General features: G+C 66.7%; 14 protein-coding genes. 5 read left to right on the forward strand and 9 right to left on the reverse strand.

From position 1 onward, the window contains the following. Positions 1-289: 289 nt before the first annotated feature. Positions 290-1294 carry a type I glyceraldehyde-3-phosphate dehydrogenase gene (gene gap, locus DBR20_RS01775; protein ID WP_025874252.1) on the reverse strand — a complete coding sequence of 335 codons (1005 nt, stop codon included), beginning with the start codon at positions 1292-1294 and terminating at the stop codon, positions 290-292. Between the two features lie 193 nt (positions 1295-1487). On the opposite strand from gap, the gene DBR20_RS01780 reads away from it, so the two are divergent. From DBR20_RS01780 to DBR20_RS01790, 3 genes are all read left to right on the forward strand, one after another. Next, positions 1488-2117, forward strand: a complete 630-nt coding sequence (locus DBR20_RS01780; RefSeq protein ID WP_108264977.1) for an OmpW family outer membrane protein — start codon at positions 1488-1490, stop codon at positions 2115-2117. A gap of 555 nt (positions 2118-2672) precedes the next feature. Further along, positions 2673-3491, forward strand: coding sequence for a S1/P1 nuclease (locus DBR20_RS01785; protein WP_108264978.1), 819 nt, complete (start codon positions 2673-2675; stop codon positions 3489-3491). Positions 3492-3501: 10 nt separating this feature from the next. Continuing rightward, the gene (locus DBR20_RS01790) at positions 3502-4302 is read left to right on the forward strand and encodes an MBL fold metallo-hydrolase (protein ID WP_108264979.1); all 801 of its coding nucleotides are present in this window, start codon (positions 3502-3504) and stop codon (positions 4300-4302) included. A gap of 41 nt (positions 4303-4343) precedes the next feature. Here the strand turns inward: DBR20_RS01790 and DBR20_RS01795 are convergent, their stop codons facing one another. The 3 genes from DBR20_RS01795 to DBR20_RS01805 are packed head-to-tail and all read right to left on the reverse strand — an operon-like array spanning position 4344 to position 6476. Continuing rightward, positions 4344-4904, reverse strand: coding sequence for a hypothetical protein (locus DBR20_RS01795; protein ID WP_108264980.1), 561 nt, complete (start codon positions 4902-4904; stop codon positions 4344-4346). Beyond that, the gene (locus DBR20_RS01800) at positions 4904-6118 is read right to left on the reverse strand and encodes a TonB family protein (RefSeq protein ID WP_108264981.1); all 1215 of its coding nucleotides are present in this window, start codon (positions 6116-6118) and stop codon (positions 4904-4906) included. The genes DBR20_RS01795 and DBR20_RS01800 overlap by 1 nt, the downstream gene beginning before the upstream one ends. Further along, positions 6111-6476, reverse strand: a complete 366-nt coding sequence (locus tag DBR20_RS01805; protein WP_108264982.1) for a BlaI/MecI/CopY family transcriptional regulator — start codon at positions 6474-6476, stop codon at positions 6111-6113. Before DBR20_RS01805 ends, DBR20_RS01800 begins: the two co-directional genes overlap by 8 nt. Before the next feature lie 117 nt (positions 6477-6593). Between DBR20_RS01805 and DBR20_RS01810 the strand changes: the two genes are divergently transcribed. Both DBR20_RS01810 and DBR20_RS01815 read left to right on the forward strand, forming a co-directional pair. Further along, entirely contained in the window at positions 6594-7151 is a 558-nt protein-coding gene (locus DBR20_RS01810) for a flavin reductase family protein (protein ID WP_108264983.1), read from the forward strand. Positions 7152-7184: 33 nt separating this feature from the next. Further along, on the forward strand, positions 7185-9137 hold the full coding sequence (locus DBR20_RS01815) for an acetyl-CoA hydrolase/transferase C-terminal domain-containing protein (protein WP_108264984.1): 1953 nt from the start codon (positions 7185-7187) through the stop codon (positions 9135-9137). A gap of 57 nt (positions 9138-9194) precedes the next feature. Here the strand turns inward: DBR20_RS01815 and tkt are convergent, their stop codons facing one another. The 5 genes from tkt to DBR20_RS01840 all read right to left on the reverse strand — a co-directional run. Next, a complete protein-coding gene (gene tkt, locus DBR20_RS01820) occupies positions 9195-11192 on the reverse strand; it encodes a transketolase (RefSeq protein ID WP_108264985.1) in 1998 nt (665 codons plus the stop codon). Between the two features lie 201 nt (positions 11193-11393). Beyond that, on the reverse strand, positions 11394-12728 hold the full coding sequence (locus tag DBR20_RS01825) for a dicarboxylate/amino acid:cation symporter (protein WP_089236644.1): 1335 nt from the start codon (positions 12726-12728) through the stop codon (positions 11394-11396). Between the two features lie 57 nt (positions 12729-12785). Beyond that, positions 12786-14486, reverse strand: a complete 1701-nt coding sequence (locus tag DBR20_RS01830; RefSeq protein ID WP_108264986.1) for a BatD family protein — start codon at positions 14484-14486, stop codon at positions 12786-12788. Further along, positions 14483-16351: a tetratricopeptide repeat protein gene (locus DBR20_RS01835; RefSeq protein ID WP_108264990.1), complete on the reverse strand. Its 1869-nt coding sequence runs from the start codon at positions 16349-16351 to the stop codon at positions 14483-14485. The genes DBR20_RS01830 and DBR20_RS01835 overlap by 4 nt, the downstream gene beginning before the upstream one ends. A gap of 17 nt (positions 16352-16368) precedes the next feature. Next, positions 16369-17094 (reverse strand): VWA domain-containing protein (locus DBR20_RS01840; RefSeq protein WP_258223101.1); only part of this gene is annotated, 726 nt, incomplete at its 5' end.

Consider the following 17094-nt stretch of genomic DNA (forward strand, 5'->3'; position numbering starts at 1 on the left):
GGCCTACCGTCCCTGCCGGAGTGGGCGCGACCTGCACGGTCTGTGCGGCCTCCAGCGCGGCGACCCGCCGGCGCAGGCCGGCAATCATCACCAGCGCCACCACCAGCAGCAGCGGTATCGCCAGCAGGACCAGTACTGCCAGGACCAAGAGTGCTTCCATTCCTCGCCTTCCAATGCGATCCCGCGCGCCACGATGGCGGCGGTCGACGGGCCCATGCTACGTCAGGCCGGGCCCCTTAAACGACGAACCCCGGCCAGGCCGGGGTTCGCGTGACGATCTTCGCAGGCCTTACTTGGCTGCGACGACCTTGGCCATTTCCAGGCACTTGTTGGAGTAGCCCCACTCGTTGTCGTACCACGACACGAGCTTGACGAAGGTGCCGTCCAGGGCGATGCCGGCGTCGGCATCGAACACCGAGGTGTGGGTTTCGCCGCGGAAATCGGTGGCAACCACCTTGTCCTCGGTGTAGCCCAGGATGCCCTTCAGCGCGCCTTCGCTCTGTGCCTTCACTTCGGCGCAGATCTCGGCATAGGTGGCTTCCTTTTCCAGCTCGACGGTCAGGTCGACCACCGACACGTCCGAGGTCGGGACGCGGAAGCTCATGCCGGTCAGCTTCTTGTTCAGCTCCGGAATGACCACGCCGACAGCCTTGGCTGCACCGGTGGAGGACGGAATGATGTTCTCCAGGATGCCGCGGCCGCCGCGCCAGTCCTTGTTGGACGGGCCATCGACGGTCTTCTGGGTGGCGGTGGCCGCATGCACGGTGGTCATCAGGCCGCGCTTGATGCCCCACTTGTCATTGATGACCTTGGCCAGCGGCGCCAGGCAGTTGGTGGTGCACGAGGCGTTGGAGATGATCGCCTGGCCGGCGTAGGTCTTGTCGTTCACGCCGAACACGAACATCGGCGTATCGTCCTTCGACGGTGCCGACAGGATGACCTTCTTGGCGCCGGCATCGATGTGCTTCTGCGCGCTGACCTTGTCCAGGAACAGCCCGGTGGCTTCGAGCACGACGTCGACGCCGACTTCGTCCCACTTCAGGTTGGACGGGTCGCGTTCCTGGGTCAGGCGGATCTTCTTGCCGTTGACCAGCAGATCCTTGCCATCGACGGCTACGTCGGCCTTGAAACGGCCGTGCACGGAGTCGTACTTGAGCATGTAGGCCAGGTAATCCGGCTCCAGCAGATCGTTGATGGCCACGATTTCGATGTCGTCGCCGAAGTTCAGCACCGCCGAGCGCAGGACGTTACGCCCGATGCGACCGAAACCGTTGATACCAACCTTGATTGCCATGTTCTCAAGCTCCTGCAGCCGCGACAGGTGCGGCGGGGTGGATAGGGCCCGCAAGTCTAGCAGGCCGGCCTTGACCACCGCCGGCCAAGGCCGGCCCCGGGACGGGGGCCGGACAGGATTTGATCCGGATCAAAGCGTTAGCGCGGCGTGAGGCCGAGACTGGCCACATCCACCCAGCAACGAGATCACCCCCATGCGCAAGACCTCCCCCCTGATCGTGGCCAGCCTGGCCGCCGCCCTGTCGCTGGCCGCTGCCCCGGCCATGGCCCAGTCCAAGGGCGACTGGACCATTTCCGCCGGCGTGCACCAGGTCGCCCCGAAGTCGAACAACGGCTGGCTGGCCGGTGGCACCCTGAAGGTCGATGTCGACAACGACGTCAAGCCGACCATCACCGGTGAGTACTTCATCGCCGACAACCTAGGCATCGAAGTGCTGGCGGCGCTGCCGTTCAAGCACGACATCAACATCAACGGCCTGGGCCGCGTGGGCAGCACCAAGCAGCTGCCGCCGGTGGTCACCCTGCAGTACCACTTCAACAGCAAGGGCAAGGTGTCGCCGTTCGTCGGCGCCGGCCTGAACTACACCACCTTCTTCAGCGAAGACACCACCGGTGCGCTGGCCAGCAGCAAGCTGAAGCTGCAGGATTCGTGGGGCCTGGCCGCGCATGCGGGCATCGACTTCGCGATTGGCGAGAAGGGCGCACTGCGCGTGGACATGCGCTGGATCGACATCGACAGCAAGGTGAAGCTGGACGGCGAGAAGATCGGCACGGTCAACATCGATCCGCTGGTCTACGGCGCTTCCTACGTCTTCAAGTTCTAAGGGGTTGTTTGGCGGGGGCTTCGCCCCCGCTCCCCCGCTACAGGCAAAACCCTCGCAGCATGTTGCCCCGGTATGTGTGTGCCGGGGCTTTTTTGTTGTGCACGACGGGCGCAGGTACCGGTGTGGGTCGAGGCAGGGGAAGGTGCCGGGACACGCCGTAAACCCATCCCTGGGGGCTCGATGGCGCCATCCATGGCGCCAACGGTCCCGTCCCCTCCCCCTGCCTCGCCCTTCCATTTTCCGCGCGCGCGCAAGCGCAAGCAGAAGCCGGCATCCGCATGTCGCAGTTGCCATCGGCCGGATGCGATTGCGCGCCGCAGGATGTGATCCTGCATTTGACTCTGATTCTGCTTTTGACGTTTGCATCCGCCAGCGCGGCCATGTTGGAGGTGTGCGGCCGGGGCACCGTTGGCGCCATGGATGGCGCCCTCGAGCCCCCGTGGATGGGTTTACGGCGTGTCCCGCACTGCCTGCCCCGGCCGCACACGCCCCGACGACAATGAACGCGCCGCTTTCCGTCAACCACCCATCTCCCCCGCTGGCTAGAATGAGCGGATGAAAGCACTGCACTCCCTGTTCCTCGCCGCCGCCCTCGCGCCGGCCCTGCTGACCCTGTCCGCACCCGCGCACGCCTGGGGCGCGCAAGGCCACCGCCTGGTCGCCGAAGTCGCCGACAGCCGCCTCAACCCGACCGCACGCACCGAGGTTGATCGCCTGCTGGCCACCGAACCCGGCGCCACCCTCGCCAGCATCGCGCCCTGGGCCGACCAGCTGCGTGCCAAGGACCCCGGCCTGGGCCGTCGCTCGGCCGGCTGGCACTACGTCAACATCGCCGAAGATGGCTGCCATTACGAGGCGCCGAAGCACTGCAAGAGCGGCAACTGCATCGTCGAAGCGCTGAAGGCGCAGAGCGCGATCCTCGGCGACCGCAGCCTGACCGATGGCGAGCGCCTGCAGGCGCTGAAGTTCGTCGTGCACCTGGTCGGCGACATCCATCAGCCGATGCACGCCGGCTACGGCCATGACAAGGGCGGCAACGATTTCCAGCTGCAGTTCGGCAACCGCGGTACCAACCTGCACTCGCTGTGGGACAGCGGCATGCTCAATACCCGCAAGGTCGACGATGCCGGCTACCTGCCGGTGCTGCGCGCGCTGCCGGCGCCGAAGCTGGCACGCCAGTCCAACCCGCAGCGTGATCCCGTCAGCTGGGCTGAAACCAGCTGCCGCATTTCCGTGCAACCGGGCGTTTACCCTGCCTCGCGTAAGATCGGCGACGACTACACCACGCGTTACCGGCCTGTGGCCGAAGCGCAGCTGCGACTGGCGGGTGAGAATCTGGCGCAGTTGCTGAACCGCGTGCTCGCCACACGCTGAGGAGTATCCGATGTCGGTCCAGGTGCAATCGTTCTTCCACCGTGACAGCAATACCTTCAGCTACCTGGTCAGCGACCCGGCCAGCAGGGAGGCCGCGCTGATCGACCCGGTACTGGATTACGACCCGGATACCGACGCCAGCAGCGAATCGCCGGTGCGCGCGATGCTCGATGCCATCGCGCAGCAGCAGCTGCACGTGCGCTGGCTGCTGGAAACCCATGCCCATGCCGACCACGTGTCGGCGGGGCGTCGACTGAAGCAGCGGTTCCCGCAGGCGACGTTGGCCATCGGCGAAGGCATCCGCGCGGTGCAGGCCACGTTCGCACCGCGCTATGGCCCGCAGCTGCCCGATGAACATGCGGTCTTCGATCATCTGTTCGCCGATGGCGAGACCTTTGCACTGGGTGAGTTGCAGGGGCGCATCATCGCCGTACCCGGCCACACCAGCGACAGCATCGCCTATCTGATCGACGATGCTGTCTTCACCGGCGATTCGCTGTTCATGCCCGATGGCGGCACCGCACGCTGCGATTTCCCCGGCGGAGATGCCGCGCAGCTGTACCGCTCGATCCAGCGTCTGCTTGCCCTGCCTGATGCCACCCGCGTTTTCGTCTGCCACGACTATGGCCCGGGCGGACGCGATTTCGCCAACGAAACCACCATTGGTGAACAGCGCGCGCACAACATCCACGTGCATGACGGCGTGGGCGAAGCCGAATTTGTCAGCGTGCGTCAGGCGCGTGATGCGACCCTGGCAGAGCCAACGCTGATGCAGCCGGCGGTGAAGGCGAACATCCGGGGCGGTGCGTAGGGGCCGCACGGTCGCTTCATCGCGGCGGGAATGACGTGGCGTCATTTGCCCTGCGTGCGCACCACATGCTGGCCCTTCACGATCTCGAAGGTGAAGGCATACAGCAGGCTCACCGGCACTGGCTCAACGCGCTCGGCGCCTTCGCAGTCGCCACGGTCGCTCGGCACCTTGCCCGGTGCGAAGTGGCAGACGGCGGCGGGTGAGTACTTCCACATCGCCACCGCCTCCTGCGCCGCCTGCAGCAGAGGCGCATTCTCGCTCGCCGCGCCTGCAGCGCATTCGCTGCGGTCGACCAGCGCCAGGCTTCGCTCGACAGCGCCGTCGGCATCGATCACCACCTGCAGGCAGATCGTGGTCGGCGCAAGCTCGGTGCGCGGGTCACGATCACCGATCTGCGGATCCGGCGCCGCATACAGTTGCGGCATCCGATAGCCTTCGGTCGCTCCCAGCGTGTACGCCTGCACCTGGCCACTGCCGCCTTTCCCGTCCGCATGCAGGCGCTGATGACCGACACTCTCATTGCGGGTATCGACGGTGGTCAGCCGTTCCTGTGTGGCGCAGCCCGCCAGCATCCCCGCCGCCAACAGCAGCGTGATGCGCATCACCTGGCGGTCTCCGTCACTTCATCGCTCTCATCCATGGCGAAGGTGATCGGAATGCGCACGGCGCCCGCCACCGGCTTGCCGCTCTTCAGCGCCGGACGGTAGGTCCAGCTTCGCGCTGCTGCAATCGACACCGCTTCGAACACGCCCGGATTGGTGGCGCTCACTACACGCACATCGCTGACAGCACCGTGCGCATCAACGTCGACGCGGAGCACCACCACGCCTGTCTGGCTCTGCTCGAACGCGCTCTTCGGGTAGCTCGGTGGCGGCATCTTCTCGACCTGGATCTCCCGCTCCATGACAGCCACCGTTGGGCCGACCGCCATTGCGCCACTCTGGCTGGCCCACGCCACCGCGCCCATCCCCAGGCACAACCCGACCACCAGCACCTGACCCGACACCCACGGCAATGCCTTCCGCTTGGACTGCTTCAACATGGCGATACGCTCCTTCAACACAGGTTGGCTGCGCCAGTGGCAGACCGCTGGCGCAACCGGGTGGACCAGCTGCGCCTTCAGCAGCGTGCTGGCGTAGAGGCCGCGCAGCGCTGGCTGCGAGGCAATGGTGCGGGCATCGCAGGCCAGTTCCTGGTCACGCAGGAAACGACGTGCGGCCCAGGGCAGCAGCGGGTGAAACCAGAACATCGCGCGCATCAGCAACAGCGCGCCGTTGGCCCAGTGATCGCCATTGCGACGATGGCTGTGCTCGTGCTGCAGGATCAGGCGCTGCTCCTGCGCGGTGAACTGCTGGTCGAAATCGGGGCCGACCACAATGCGCGGCCGCCACAGGCCCACCAGCGCCGGCAGCCCGGGATCGCCACTGGCCTGCCAGCTGCCATCGGCGCGTGCCTGCAGGCCGCCCATGCCACGTTCGAAGCGGCGCTGTGCGCGCAGGTCGCGCAGCAGGCAAATGCCCGCGCCCAGCGCCCACACCAACAACAGAAGCAAGGGCCATTGCAGCGGCACCGTTGGCAGACCTTCCCCTGGTTCGGGCACCACCTTCAGCGGCAAGGTCGGCACATGCTGCAACAGCGCGACCTGCGGCAAGGGAAGCAGCAGCGCGGCCAGCAGCAGCGGCAGCAGCCACCAGCTGCGATACACCAGTCCAGCGCCACCCAGCCGCAGCAGCAGCGGCCGCACTGTTGCCAGCAGAATTACCCCCAGCGCCAGCCACAAGCTGGCACGCCACAGTCCGTCGAGCAGCTCATTCATCATCCAGCTCCTGGATCAGCTTCTTCAGTTCGGCGATGTCCTGTGCGCTGAGCTGCCCACGTTCGCTGAAATGCGCCACCAGCGGCGCCACCCGGCCTTCGAACACACGCCCAAGGAAGTCCTGGCTCTGCGCCTGCACCCATGCCTGGCGCTGCAGCAGCGGCCGGTACAGATAGCGCCGGCCATCGCGCTCGGCCGCCACCGCGCCCTTGGTCAGCAATCGGTTTAGCAGGGTCTTGATGGTCGGTTCGGCCCAGTTGCGGTGGGCCAGTGCCGCCACGACCTCATCGGCGGTGCGCGGTGCCTGCTGCCACAGCACCTCCATCACTACGGCCTCGGCTTCGCTGATCGGGGTCATGGTTTACATCCGTAATCGACGACTTGATTACGCGCGTAATCGAACCTGCTGTCAAGCTCTCGACCCGTACTTCATCGCGCCTGCGCCAGCATGGAGACCTCCATCGCAGGTACCGGCATGAAACCCTTGCGCAAGCGTGATTTCCCCGTCGAACAGGCGCGGCGCTTCCTCGAACCCGGCCCGATCGTGCTGGTCAGCACCGCCTGGCGTGGCCAGCGCAACCTGATGACGATGGGCTGGCACATGGTGATGGGCTTTTCGCCCTCACTGGTGGCCACCTACCTGTGGAACGAGAACCACAGCTTCGGCCTGGCGCGCGGCAGCGGCGAGTGCGTGATCAACGTGCCGGGGGTCGAACTGCTGGACACCGTGGTCGACATCGGCAACTGCAGCGGCCGCGACGTGGACAAGTTCGAACGGTTCGGCCTGGATGCGGTGCCGTCACGGGACGTGGGGGCACCGCTGGTGGGCCAGTGCCATTCCAGTTTCGAGTGCCGCCTGCATGACGACAGCCAGGTCGAATCGAGCAATCTCTTCATCTGGGAAATCGTGCGCGCGCACGTGGCGCCGCGGCCGAAGCTGCCACGGACGGTGCACTATCGCGGTGACGGCCGGTTCATGGTGGCCGGCGCCGAAGTCTCGCGTCGACGGCGGTTCAAGCCCGACATGCTGTAATGCCAGCACTCCCCCCAAGCAGGATCGCCCCGGATGACCGAACACCTCACCGACCTCGACGCCGCCGTTGACTGGCTGTTCGCGCGCGTGGATGGGCCGCTGCGGATCGGTGCACCGCTGGCGCTGGGTAAACCTCACCGCCTGCTCAACGCCCTGTATGCGCGTGTGGAACAGGACCCGTCGCGGCCGCTGCAGCTGTACACCGCGCTGTCGTTGAACCCGCCGCAGGCGAAGGGAGACGGCCTGGAAGCGCGCTTCATGGCGCCGTTCGCGTCCCGCCATTTCGGTGAAGGCTTCCCGCGCCTGGCCTATGCCGATGCGATCGCGCGCGACGCATTGCCAGCGCACGTGCAGGTGGAAGAGTTCTACATGCAGTCCGGTGCCCTGCTCGGTTCGCGGCAGGCGCAGTCCAGCTACACCAGCCTCAACTACACCCACGCTGCCGACGCCGTGGCCCAGCGCGCGCCGCAGGTGATCGTGCAGAAAGTAGCGATGCGCCCGGACGACCGGCGCCTTTCGCTGTCCTGCAACAACGACATCACCCAGGACACGCTGGACGCGATGACCGCGCGCGGCCTGCCGCGCCCGCTGCTGGTCGCCGAGATCGATCCGCAGTTGCCGTATCTGGGCGGCACGGCCACGGTCGACGTGTCCTTCTTCGATCTGGTCATCACCCCGCCGCCGCCGTATCCGGCGTTGTTCGGGTTGCCACGGCAACCGGTGGCCGACGCCGACTACGCCATCGGCCTGTATGCCAGCACCCTGGTGCGCGACGGCGGCACGCTGCAGATCGGCATCGGCACCTTGGCCGATGCACTCAGCCACGCATTGGTACTGCGCCACACCGACAACGCGCGCTACCGGCGCGTGTTGGACGCGCTGGACCCGCAACTGGCCAGCCATCCGCTGGTACAGGAGATCGGCGGGCTGGAGCCGTTCGAGATCGGCCTGTACGGCTGCAGCGAAATGCTCAACGAGGGCTTCCGCCGGCTGGTGCAGACCGGCGTGATCAAGCGCAAGGTGCATGATGACCTGGCGCTGATGCAGCGCATCGAGAACGGCAGCACGCTGTCCATCGACCACGCCACACTGGAGGCGGAGGGCGAATACCTGCACGGCGCGTTCTACCTGGGCTCATCCGAATTCTACGAATGGCTGCGCACCCTGCCCGAGGACGAATGCCGGGCGATCGGTATGCGCCGCATCAGCGAGATCAACCAGTTGTACGGCGGCAACGAAACACTGGAACGCCTGCAGCGCCGGCACGCCCGCTTTTTCAACTCCTGCATGATGGCCACCGCACTGGGCGCAGCGGTGTCCGATGCACTGGAAGACGGACGCGTGGTCTCCGGTGTGGGCGGCCAGTACAACTTCGTGGCGATGGCGCATGCGCTGCCGGAAGCCCGCAGCGTATTGATGTTCCGCGCCGCGCGCGATGACAAGGGCCAGCGCGACTCCAATGTGCGCTGGAACTACGGGCACACGACCATTCCGCGCCACCTGCGTGACATCTATCTCAACGAGTACGGCATCGCCGATGTGCGCGGCCTGACCGACGACGACTGTGTGCACGCGATGGCGGCAATCACCGAGGCGCCATTCCAGGGCGCGCTGCTGCAGCAGGCCTTCGCGGCGCGCAAGCTGGCAGCAACGGCACAACCTGATGCGCAGCGGCAGCAGCGCAATACACCGCAGGCACTGGCGGCCGCGCTGGCGCCGTTCCGCAACGATGGCACCCTGCCCGATTACCCGCTGGGCAGCGACTTCACCGAGATCGAACAGGTGCTGGTGAAGGCACTGGGCTGGCTGAAGGCCAACACGCAGACGCGCGGCAGCAAGCTGCGCACCGTGTGGGCCGCGCTGTGGCAGCCTGCAGGTGATGGCGACGCGGTGTACCTGCAGCGGATGGAACTGCAGTCGCCCAAGGACTTCGGCGAACGGCTCAATGCACGGTTGTTGAGGCTGGCCCTGGCACGCACCGCCTGACAGGCAAAGAAAAGGCCGGCTTTCGCCGGCCTTTTCCGTATTCCATTGCAGCGCGGCTTACAGCGCCTTGGCTGCTTCCACCACGTGTGCAGTGGTGATGCCGAAGTGCTGGTACAGCTTGTCGGCCGGGGCCGAAGCACCGAAGGTGTCGATACCGATCACTGCACCGTCCAGGCCGACGAACTGGCGCCAGAAGCCGGTGATACCGGCTTCGATCGCCACGCGCTTGCGCACGGCGTTCGGCAGTACCGATTCGCGGTAGGCCGCATCCTGGCGCAGGAACACATCGGTGGACGGCATCGAGACCACGCGGGTCTTCAGGCCGGCCGCATCCAGCTGCGCCTTCGCTTCGGTCGCCAGCGAGACTTCCGAACCGGTCGCGATCAGGATCACGTCCGGGGTGCCGGCAGCATCGGCCAGCACATAGCCGCCACGCTCGATCTGTGCGATCTGCTCGGCGTCGCGCGGCTGGTGCGGCAGGTTCTGGCGGCTGAACACCAGGCAGCTCGGGCCGTCCTGGCGGGTGATCGCAGCCTTCCAGCTCACGGCCGACTCGACCGCGTCGCACGGACGCCACACGTCGTTGTTCGGGATGTAGCGCAGCGAGGCCAGATGCTCCACCGGCTGGTGGGTCGGGCCGTCTTCGCCCAGGCCGATTGAGTCGTGGGTGTAGACGTGGATGGCGTGGGCCGGGATCAGCGCGCTCATGCGCACGGCATTGCGGGCGTAATCGCTGAACACCAGGAAGGTGGCGTCGAACGGAATGAAACCACCGTGCAGGGCCAGGCCATTGGCGATCGCGGTCATGCCGAACTCGCGCACACCGTAGTACACGTAGTTGGCATTGGCATCGTCGGTGGCGACGGACTTGCTGCCCTTCCACAGGGTCAGGTTCGAGTGCGCCAGGTCGGCCGAACCACCAACGATTTCCGGCAGCAACGGTGCGAAGGCTTCGATGGCCAGCTGCGACGCCTTGCGCGACGCAATGGTCTGGCCTTCGGCGGCAACCTGGGCGATGTAGGCATCGGCCTTGGCAACGAAGTCGGCCGGCAGATCACCATGCGAGCGACGGGTCAGTTCAGCGGCTTCAGCCGGGTACTGCGCAGCGTACTTGTCGAACTGCTGCTCCCACTCGGCCTGACGCAGGGTGCCGGTACCGCCGGCACGCCAGCCGGCGTAGATCTCTTCCGGAATCTCGAACGGGCCGTAATTCCAGTCCAGCGCCTTGCGGGTGGCTTCCAGCTCGTCCTTGCCCAGCGGTGCGCCGTGGCTGGATTCCTTGCCGGCCTTGTTCGGCGAACCAAAACCGATCGTGGTGCGGCAGCAGATCAGGGTCGGCTTGCCGTCCTGCGACAGGGCCGCTTCGATACCGGCCTTGATGCTCTCCGGATCGTGGCCATCGACGCCACGCACCACGTTCCAGCCATAGGCCTCGAAACGCTCTGGGGTGTTGTCGGTGAACCAGCCCTCGACGTTGCCGTCGATGGAGATGTGGTTGTCATCCCAGAAGCAGACCAGCTTGTGCAGGCCCCAGGTGCCGGCCAGCGAGGCGGCTTCGTGGGAAATGCCTTCCATCAGGCAGCCATCGCCCATGAATACCCAGGTGCGGTGGTCGACGATTTCCAGCTCCGGGCGGTTGAAGCGCTGTGCCAGCAGCTTCTCGGCCAAGGCAAAACCGACGGCGTTGGCGAAACCCTGGCCCAGCGGACCGGTGGTGGTCTCCACGCCCGGGGTCTCGTGACGCTCCGGATGGCCAGCGGTGTGGCTGCCCAGCTGGCGGAACGCCTTCAGCTGCTCGATCGGCAGGTCATAGCCGCTCAGGTGCAGCAGCGCGTACTGCAGCATCGAGCCGTGGCCGTTGGACAGCACGAAGCGGTCGCGGTTGAACCACTGCGGGTTGTTCGGGTTGTGACGGTGGTAGTCATTCCAGAGGACTTCGGCGATGTCGGCCATGCCCATGGGCATGCCGGGGTGGCCGGACTTTGCGGTTTCAACCGCATCGGCGGCAAGGAAGCGGATGGCGTTGGCCAACTGGCGACGGGTAGGCTGCGTCATGGTTCTGTCGGAATCGGGAGGCGGCCGCGGAACTGCGGGCGGCCTATTGTCCCACAGACGCCGGGTGGGGTCAGGCCAACAAGGCGGCAGTGCCGGCCGCTGGCCGGCAACTTCATGATTTCCGCTGGATTCCGCATATGAAAAGGGGTCGGAGCCCTTTCCTGCGGAAAGGGCTCCGACCCCGATCAGGTATTGCCTGGGTCAGTTGTCCAGACGGGCCGCGGCGGCAGCGATCTCGGCCGGGGTGTCCGCGGCTTCGCCCTTGGCCACCAGGGTGGTCAGGGCCAGGTCGCCGGTCACGTTCAGCGCGGTGCGGCACATGTCCAGGAAGTGGTTCACGCCCAGGATCAGGCCGATGCCCAGCGGATTGACGCCGACCATCGCACAGATCATCGCCACCACCGGCAGCGAGCCGGACGGCACACCGGCGGTACCGATACCACCAAGGATGCAGACCGCCATCACCATGACCTGCTGGCCGATGCTCAGGTCGACACCGAAGAACTGGGCCAGGAAGATCACCGTCACGCCCTCGAACAACGCGGTGCCGTTCTGGTTGGCGGTGGCGCCCACGGTCAGCACGAAGCGCGACACGCGCTGCGGCAGGCCCATCTGGTCGGCCACGCGCAGCGCGGTCGGCAGGGTTGCGTTGCTGGAGGCGGTGGAGAAGGCCATCACCGTGGCCTCCTGGGTCTGGCGGAAGAACGCCAGCGGCGAACGCCCCGACAGCCATACCGCGGTGCCGTAGGTCACCACCATGTGCAGGCCCAACGCCAGCACCACCACGCCCACGTAGGCACCCAGGCGGATGATCAGGTCGAAGCCGAACAGCGCGGCCAGGTTGAACATGAAGCAGGCCACGGCATACGGCGCCAGGCGGATGACCAGGTTGATCAGCGTCATCGAGATTTCGAACACGCCTTCGATGGCGCGACGCAGCGGGGCCACCTTCGCCTCGTCGGTCAGCACCATGCCGATACCGAACATCAGCGCGAAGAACATCAGCGACAGGATCGCGCCATTGTCCGAAGCGGCCTGCAGCACGTTGCTCGGCACGATCGACAGCAGCATGTCCATGCCCTTCGGCGTGCCATGGATGCCAGCCACGATTTCCTTGCTGCGCTCGGCGTTCTCCGACAGCATCAGCGCGGCCACCTGCGGGTCGACGCCGGCACCGGGCTTGAGCAGGTTGACCAGCACCAGGCCGATACCCACTGCGATGCCGGACAGCAGCACGGTGTAGGCCAACGTCTTCCAGCCGATGCGGCCAAGGGCGCGGATGTCGCCCATCTCCGATACGCCCATGATCAGCGCCGAGAAGATCAGCGGCACGATCAGCATGAAGATCAGGTTGAGGAACAGGCCCGAAGCCGGGGTGGTGACGTAGTCCATTACCCACTTGGCACCGGTCTGCAGGCCTTCGATGCTGCCGCCCAGGGCATGCACGATCAGTCCCAGGACCAGGCCGATCGCAAAGCCGATGCCCATCTTCCAATGCAGGGGCAACTTCTTCTTGTCGGCAGCAGCTGCTGTCATGCGCGGGATTCCTCGAAAAATGAATCTACTCTAACAAAGCGCGCAAGCCGCGCCGGTTCAGGGTTGCCGCGGCGGATACAGCGGCGGCAGCCCAGTGTCGACGGCGCCGCTGGCGGCCGACCAGTGCGGTCCGTCACGGAAGCTTTCGCGCAGACGGGCCCGCAGCGCGGTGACATCGCCCATCCCGCCCCAGCGCGCCTGCTGCAACGCCTGCAGGGTCTGCCGCTGGGCCGGATCGGCCAGGCGCTCGATCACCTGTTCCAGGCGCTCCACGCCCGCCATCGAACACAGCAGCGCCTCCACTTGGTCGAAGCCCTCGCCATCGATGGCCCGGCGCAGCTCGGCCACACTGGCACGCGACGACGTCGCAGGTGCGATTGCCCCAATGCGGAGAACCGGGCGGGCATGGGCGACCGCATGGCGCCCACGTCGCCATCCCCATGCCAGGGTCAACAGCCACAGCACGGCCAGACCTGCGGCGGCGGCCATCCACGGCCACGGCCGGGTGCCGGCTGCGGTCGGTGCAAGAGAGGATGCAACGGCGGGCGCGGCGTCTTCCGGCAGCGCGGCATCGGTATCGATCGGTTGTGCCACGGGCGCGCCGGCCCGGCCTGCGGCCACAGCCAGCTCCAGATCCGGCAGGCTGGCCTGCTGGGCACTGCCGCTGTCCACATTCCACCACGCCACGCGCGGCCCCGGCACACGCAGCGATCCAACCTGCCGCGGCACGATCGAATAGCGACGGGTGATCTTCAGGCGTGGCGTGCTGCCGTTGAAGGTCTCCTCGTACTGGGCCGGTTCGGCGAACACCTGCGCGGCGTCGCCGAGGTCGGGCACGGGCAGATCGGTGAACTGGGCCCGGGTAGCGCCGTTGGCGATTGCTTCGACCATCACGGTGGCCGCTTCGCCCGTGCGCGCACTGCTGGGTGCCGTGGTGTAGCGCAGCTGCAGGCTGTACAGGGGCAACCACGGCTGCACGGCCTGCGCCGGTTGTGCCTGCACCTGCAGCGTGCGTTCGGCACCGACAGCATTCATGCGGCCATCGCCACCGCTGCCGAAGAAGTCATCGAAGAAGCCCCCGGCACTGCGGCCGGTGAAGCGCGCGCCAGGCACACGCAACGCACCGCTGCGCTCGGGAATCAGCAGGAAGCGACGTTCGACCACGTTGTAGCGACGCCCATTGACCTGGCGCACGTCGCTGCGATCCTCCCCCACCCGCTGCAGCGAAGCGCCACTGGGGGTGTCGAGCACCAGTTCACCCGATGCCAGCTGCGAGGCGAAGTACAGCCTGACCACCACGCCCACGCTCTGCTGCACATAGGGCGTCGGGTCATCCACCTCGGTTTCGATGAAGGCGGTGGCATTGCTCTGCGGGGTCGCCACCACTGCATCAGTGACCTGCAGCGACAGGGGAGCGGTGCGTGCACTGCCGACCTGCAACGAGGGCACCTGCAGCGTACCGGTGCGGCGCGGCGTCAGCGCAACCGTATAGAGGTTGCGCTGCTGGACGCCGCCGTTGCTCCACTGCACCTGGCGATTGCTGCTCTGCGCGCTGAGCGCGAAATCAGCATTCAACGGTGCATAGTCCGGTGCACCTTCGTCGGTCTCGATGTGCAGGGTGACCGCATCACCGGCGGCGATGCTGTCCTGTTCCAGCCAGGCGCGCGTCTGCGCCATGGCCACCATCGGCAGCCACAGCAGCAGCATCGCCAGCACAGGCAGAGCCCACCGGAATTGCCTGCTCGCCATGCCTGTCATCGCCCTTCCCTCTTTCTACGTTCGTTTTCCAACTGGAACTTGGCCCGCAGCAATGCCCCCGGATCATCCGGTACGCGCCGCATCCAGGCCTCCACGGCCTGCTGTTCCTCGCGCTGTTGCGGCGTGCCGCCATCGCCGCGCACTGCCGTCTTGCCGGCTTCACCAGCGCGCGCCTGCTGCAGGGCCTGCTGCATGCGCTGACGCTGCTGGGCATCGGCCTGCGCCTGGGCCTGCGCGTCGGCTGCCTGCGGTGGCTCCTGCTTCGCACCCTGCTGGCCGGAGCCTGCAGACGTCGGGTTCTGCTGGCCCTTCTGGCCCTGCGGTTGCTGCTGGCCTTGCTGGCCCTGTTGCGGATTCTGCTGGCCTTGCTGCGGCTGATTCTGCTGACCTTGCTGACCTTGCTGACCTTGCTGACCTTGCTGACCTTGTTGGCCCTGCTGGTTCTGCTGCTGGCCCTGCTGCGGCTTCTGCTGCCCCTTGCCCTGCCCCTGGCTGTTGTTCGACGGCGGCTTGCGCTTGCGCGCGGCGTCGACCACGGCACGGTTGGCGACGGCGTCGGCCATCTGCGGGTGGCGCGTCAGGGCCTTGTCGTACGCGGCAATGGCGCCGTCGTAGTCGCCCTGACGGGCAAGCACGTTACCGAGGTTGTACCAGCCAGCGTCGCTGTCGATGCCTTCGAACTGCTTGCGGGCGGTAGCGAAATCACCTTGACGGTAGGCCTGCACACCCGCAGCCAGGCGCGCATGCTCACGCTGGTCGGCACGTTCCCACAACGTGCCCGCTGCCGGTGCAGGTGTCGGTGCAGCTGTCGGCGCGCGCGGCTGTGCCTGCAATTGCCCGCTCAAGGGCAGAAGACCCACGGCCAGCACCGCCGCCAGCACCGCACGGCGGCGGAACGCCAGCAGTGCCAGCAGCATCACCGGCGGCAACAACCAATAGCCTTCGTCCTGCCATTGCCGGGCCTGCCCGGGCCGCTCCAGTGCGCCGCCATCGCTGGCATCCAGCACGTCCAGTGCCTGCAGATCGCGATCATCGCTGGCGATGCGCTGGTAACGCCCGCCGCCTGCAGTGGCGACGGCACGCAGGCTGGTTTCATCCAGCGCGGCCTGAGCGATCTGGCCTTGACCATCGCGATACGCGGCGCCGGACGGCGTGCCCAGGCCCAGCACCGACACCTGCAGGCCGAGACCACGCGCCTGCGTTGCCGCAAGCATCGCTTCGCTGTCAGCCTGGTCGCTGACCAGGAGAATCTGGCCGCGCAGGGCACCGGTCTGCCGCAGCAACCGGACCGCCCAGTCGATGCCACGATCAGCGCGCTGGCCATCACGCGGCATCACCTCCGGCGCCAGCGCATCCAGGTACAGCGCCACGTTTGCAGCGTCGTCGGTCAATGGCGCCACGGTATAGGCATCTTCGGCATACACCACCAGACCCACCTGCCCGCCTTGACGGGCGCGCAGCAACGCGCCGATTTTTGCCCGCGCCTGCAGCAGGCGCGAGGGTGGCAGGTCGGTCGCGGTGATGCGGCTGGACAGATCCAGCACCACCACCAGCGGTGCGCTGGCCTGATAGACCGGCTGCGCCTGCTGCCGCCAGCTGGGGCCAGCCATCGCCAGTGCAGCCACGGTCCAGCCCAGCAGCAACGCCCATGGCAGGCGCGCGCGTCGCTTTCCCTCGCCAGCCAGCAAGTGCGACAACAGGTGGGCATCGACCGCCTGCCGCCAGGCATCGCCGCGCCGTTGCCGGTATACGGCCACCGCCACGATCAGCGGCAGTGCCGCCAGCATCCACAACCAGTCCGGGCGCAGGAAATGCAGCGCGCTCCAATCGAACGTGCTCAAGTCGAACGCGCTCCAGTCGGGCATCTTCAGGAAGGTGGCGCTCATCGGCGGCGCTCCGGCCATACCCACGCCAACGCGCCCAGCAGCAACGCGACAGCCAGCGGCCATGCATAGCGCTCGTTGCGCGGACGCAGTGTCGGTCCCTTCGCGGCGATCGGCTCCAGCCTGTCCAGCTCGGCATAGATGCCGACCAGCTGGTCGGTGTCACGCGCACGGAAGAAGCGGCCTCCGGTCATCTCGGCGATCCTGCGCAACGTTGCCTCGTCCACCGGGTCGCGATCAGCGGCCACGGGAATGCCGAAGAACCGCGCACTGCCGTCGCTGCCAAAGGCCACGGTGTGCACGCGCACGCCTTCGGCACGTGCCAGCTCGGCAGCGCGCAGGGGTTCCAGCACACCGGCGTTGCTGACGCCGTCGGTCAGCAGGATCAGTACACGCTGCCCTTCGGGCTGGTTGCGCAGGCGTTTGACCGCCAGCGCGATGGCATCACCAATGGCCGTCTCGCGCCCGGCCAGACCGACCACGCTGTCGCGCAGTTGATCGCGCACGCTGGACAGATCCGCAGTCAACGGCGTGAGCGTGTAGGCACGGTCGCCGAACACCAGCAGGCCGACGCGATCACCGGCACGACGGTCGAGGAAATCGGCCAACACCGCCTTGGCAGCGGTCAGGCGCTCCACTGGCTGTGCGCCAAGCACCATGTCCGGCTCGCTCATGCTGCCGGACACGTCCATCGCCAGCATCATCTGCCGACCTTCCTGTGGCGG

This window comes from Stenotrophomonas sp. HMWF023 (assembly GCF_003060985.1).
Classification (GTDB): domain Bacteria; phylum Pseudomonadota; class Gammaproteobacteria; order Xanthomonadales; family Xanthomonadaceae; genus Stenotrophomonas; species Stenotrophomonas lactitubi.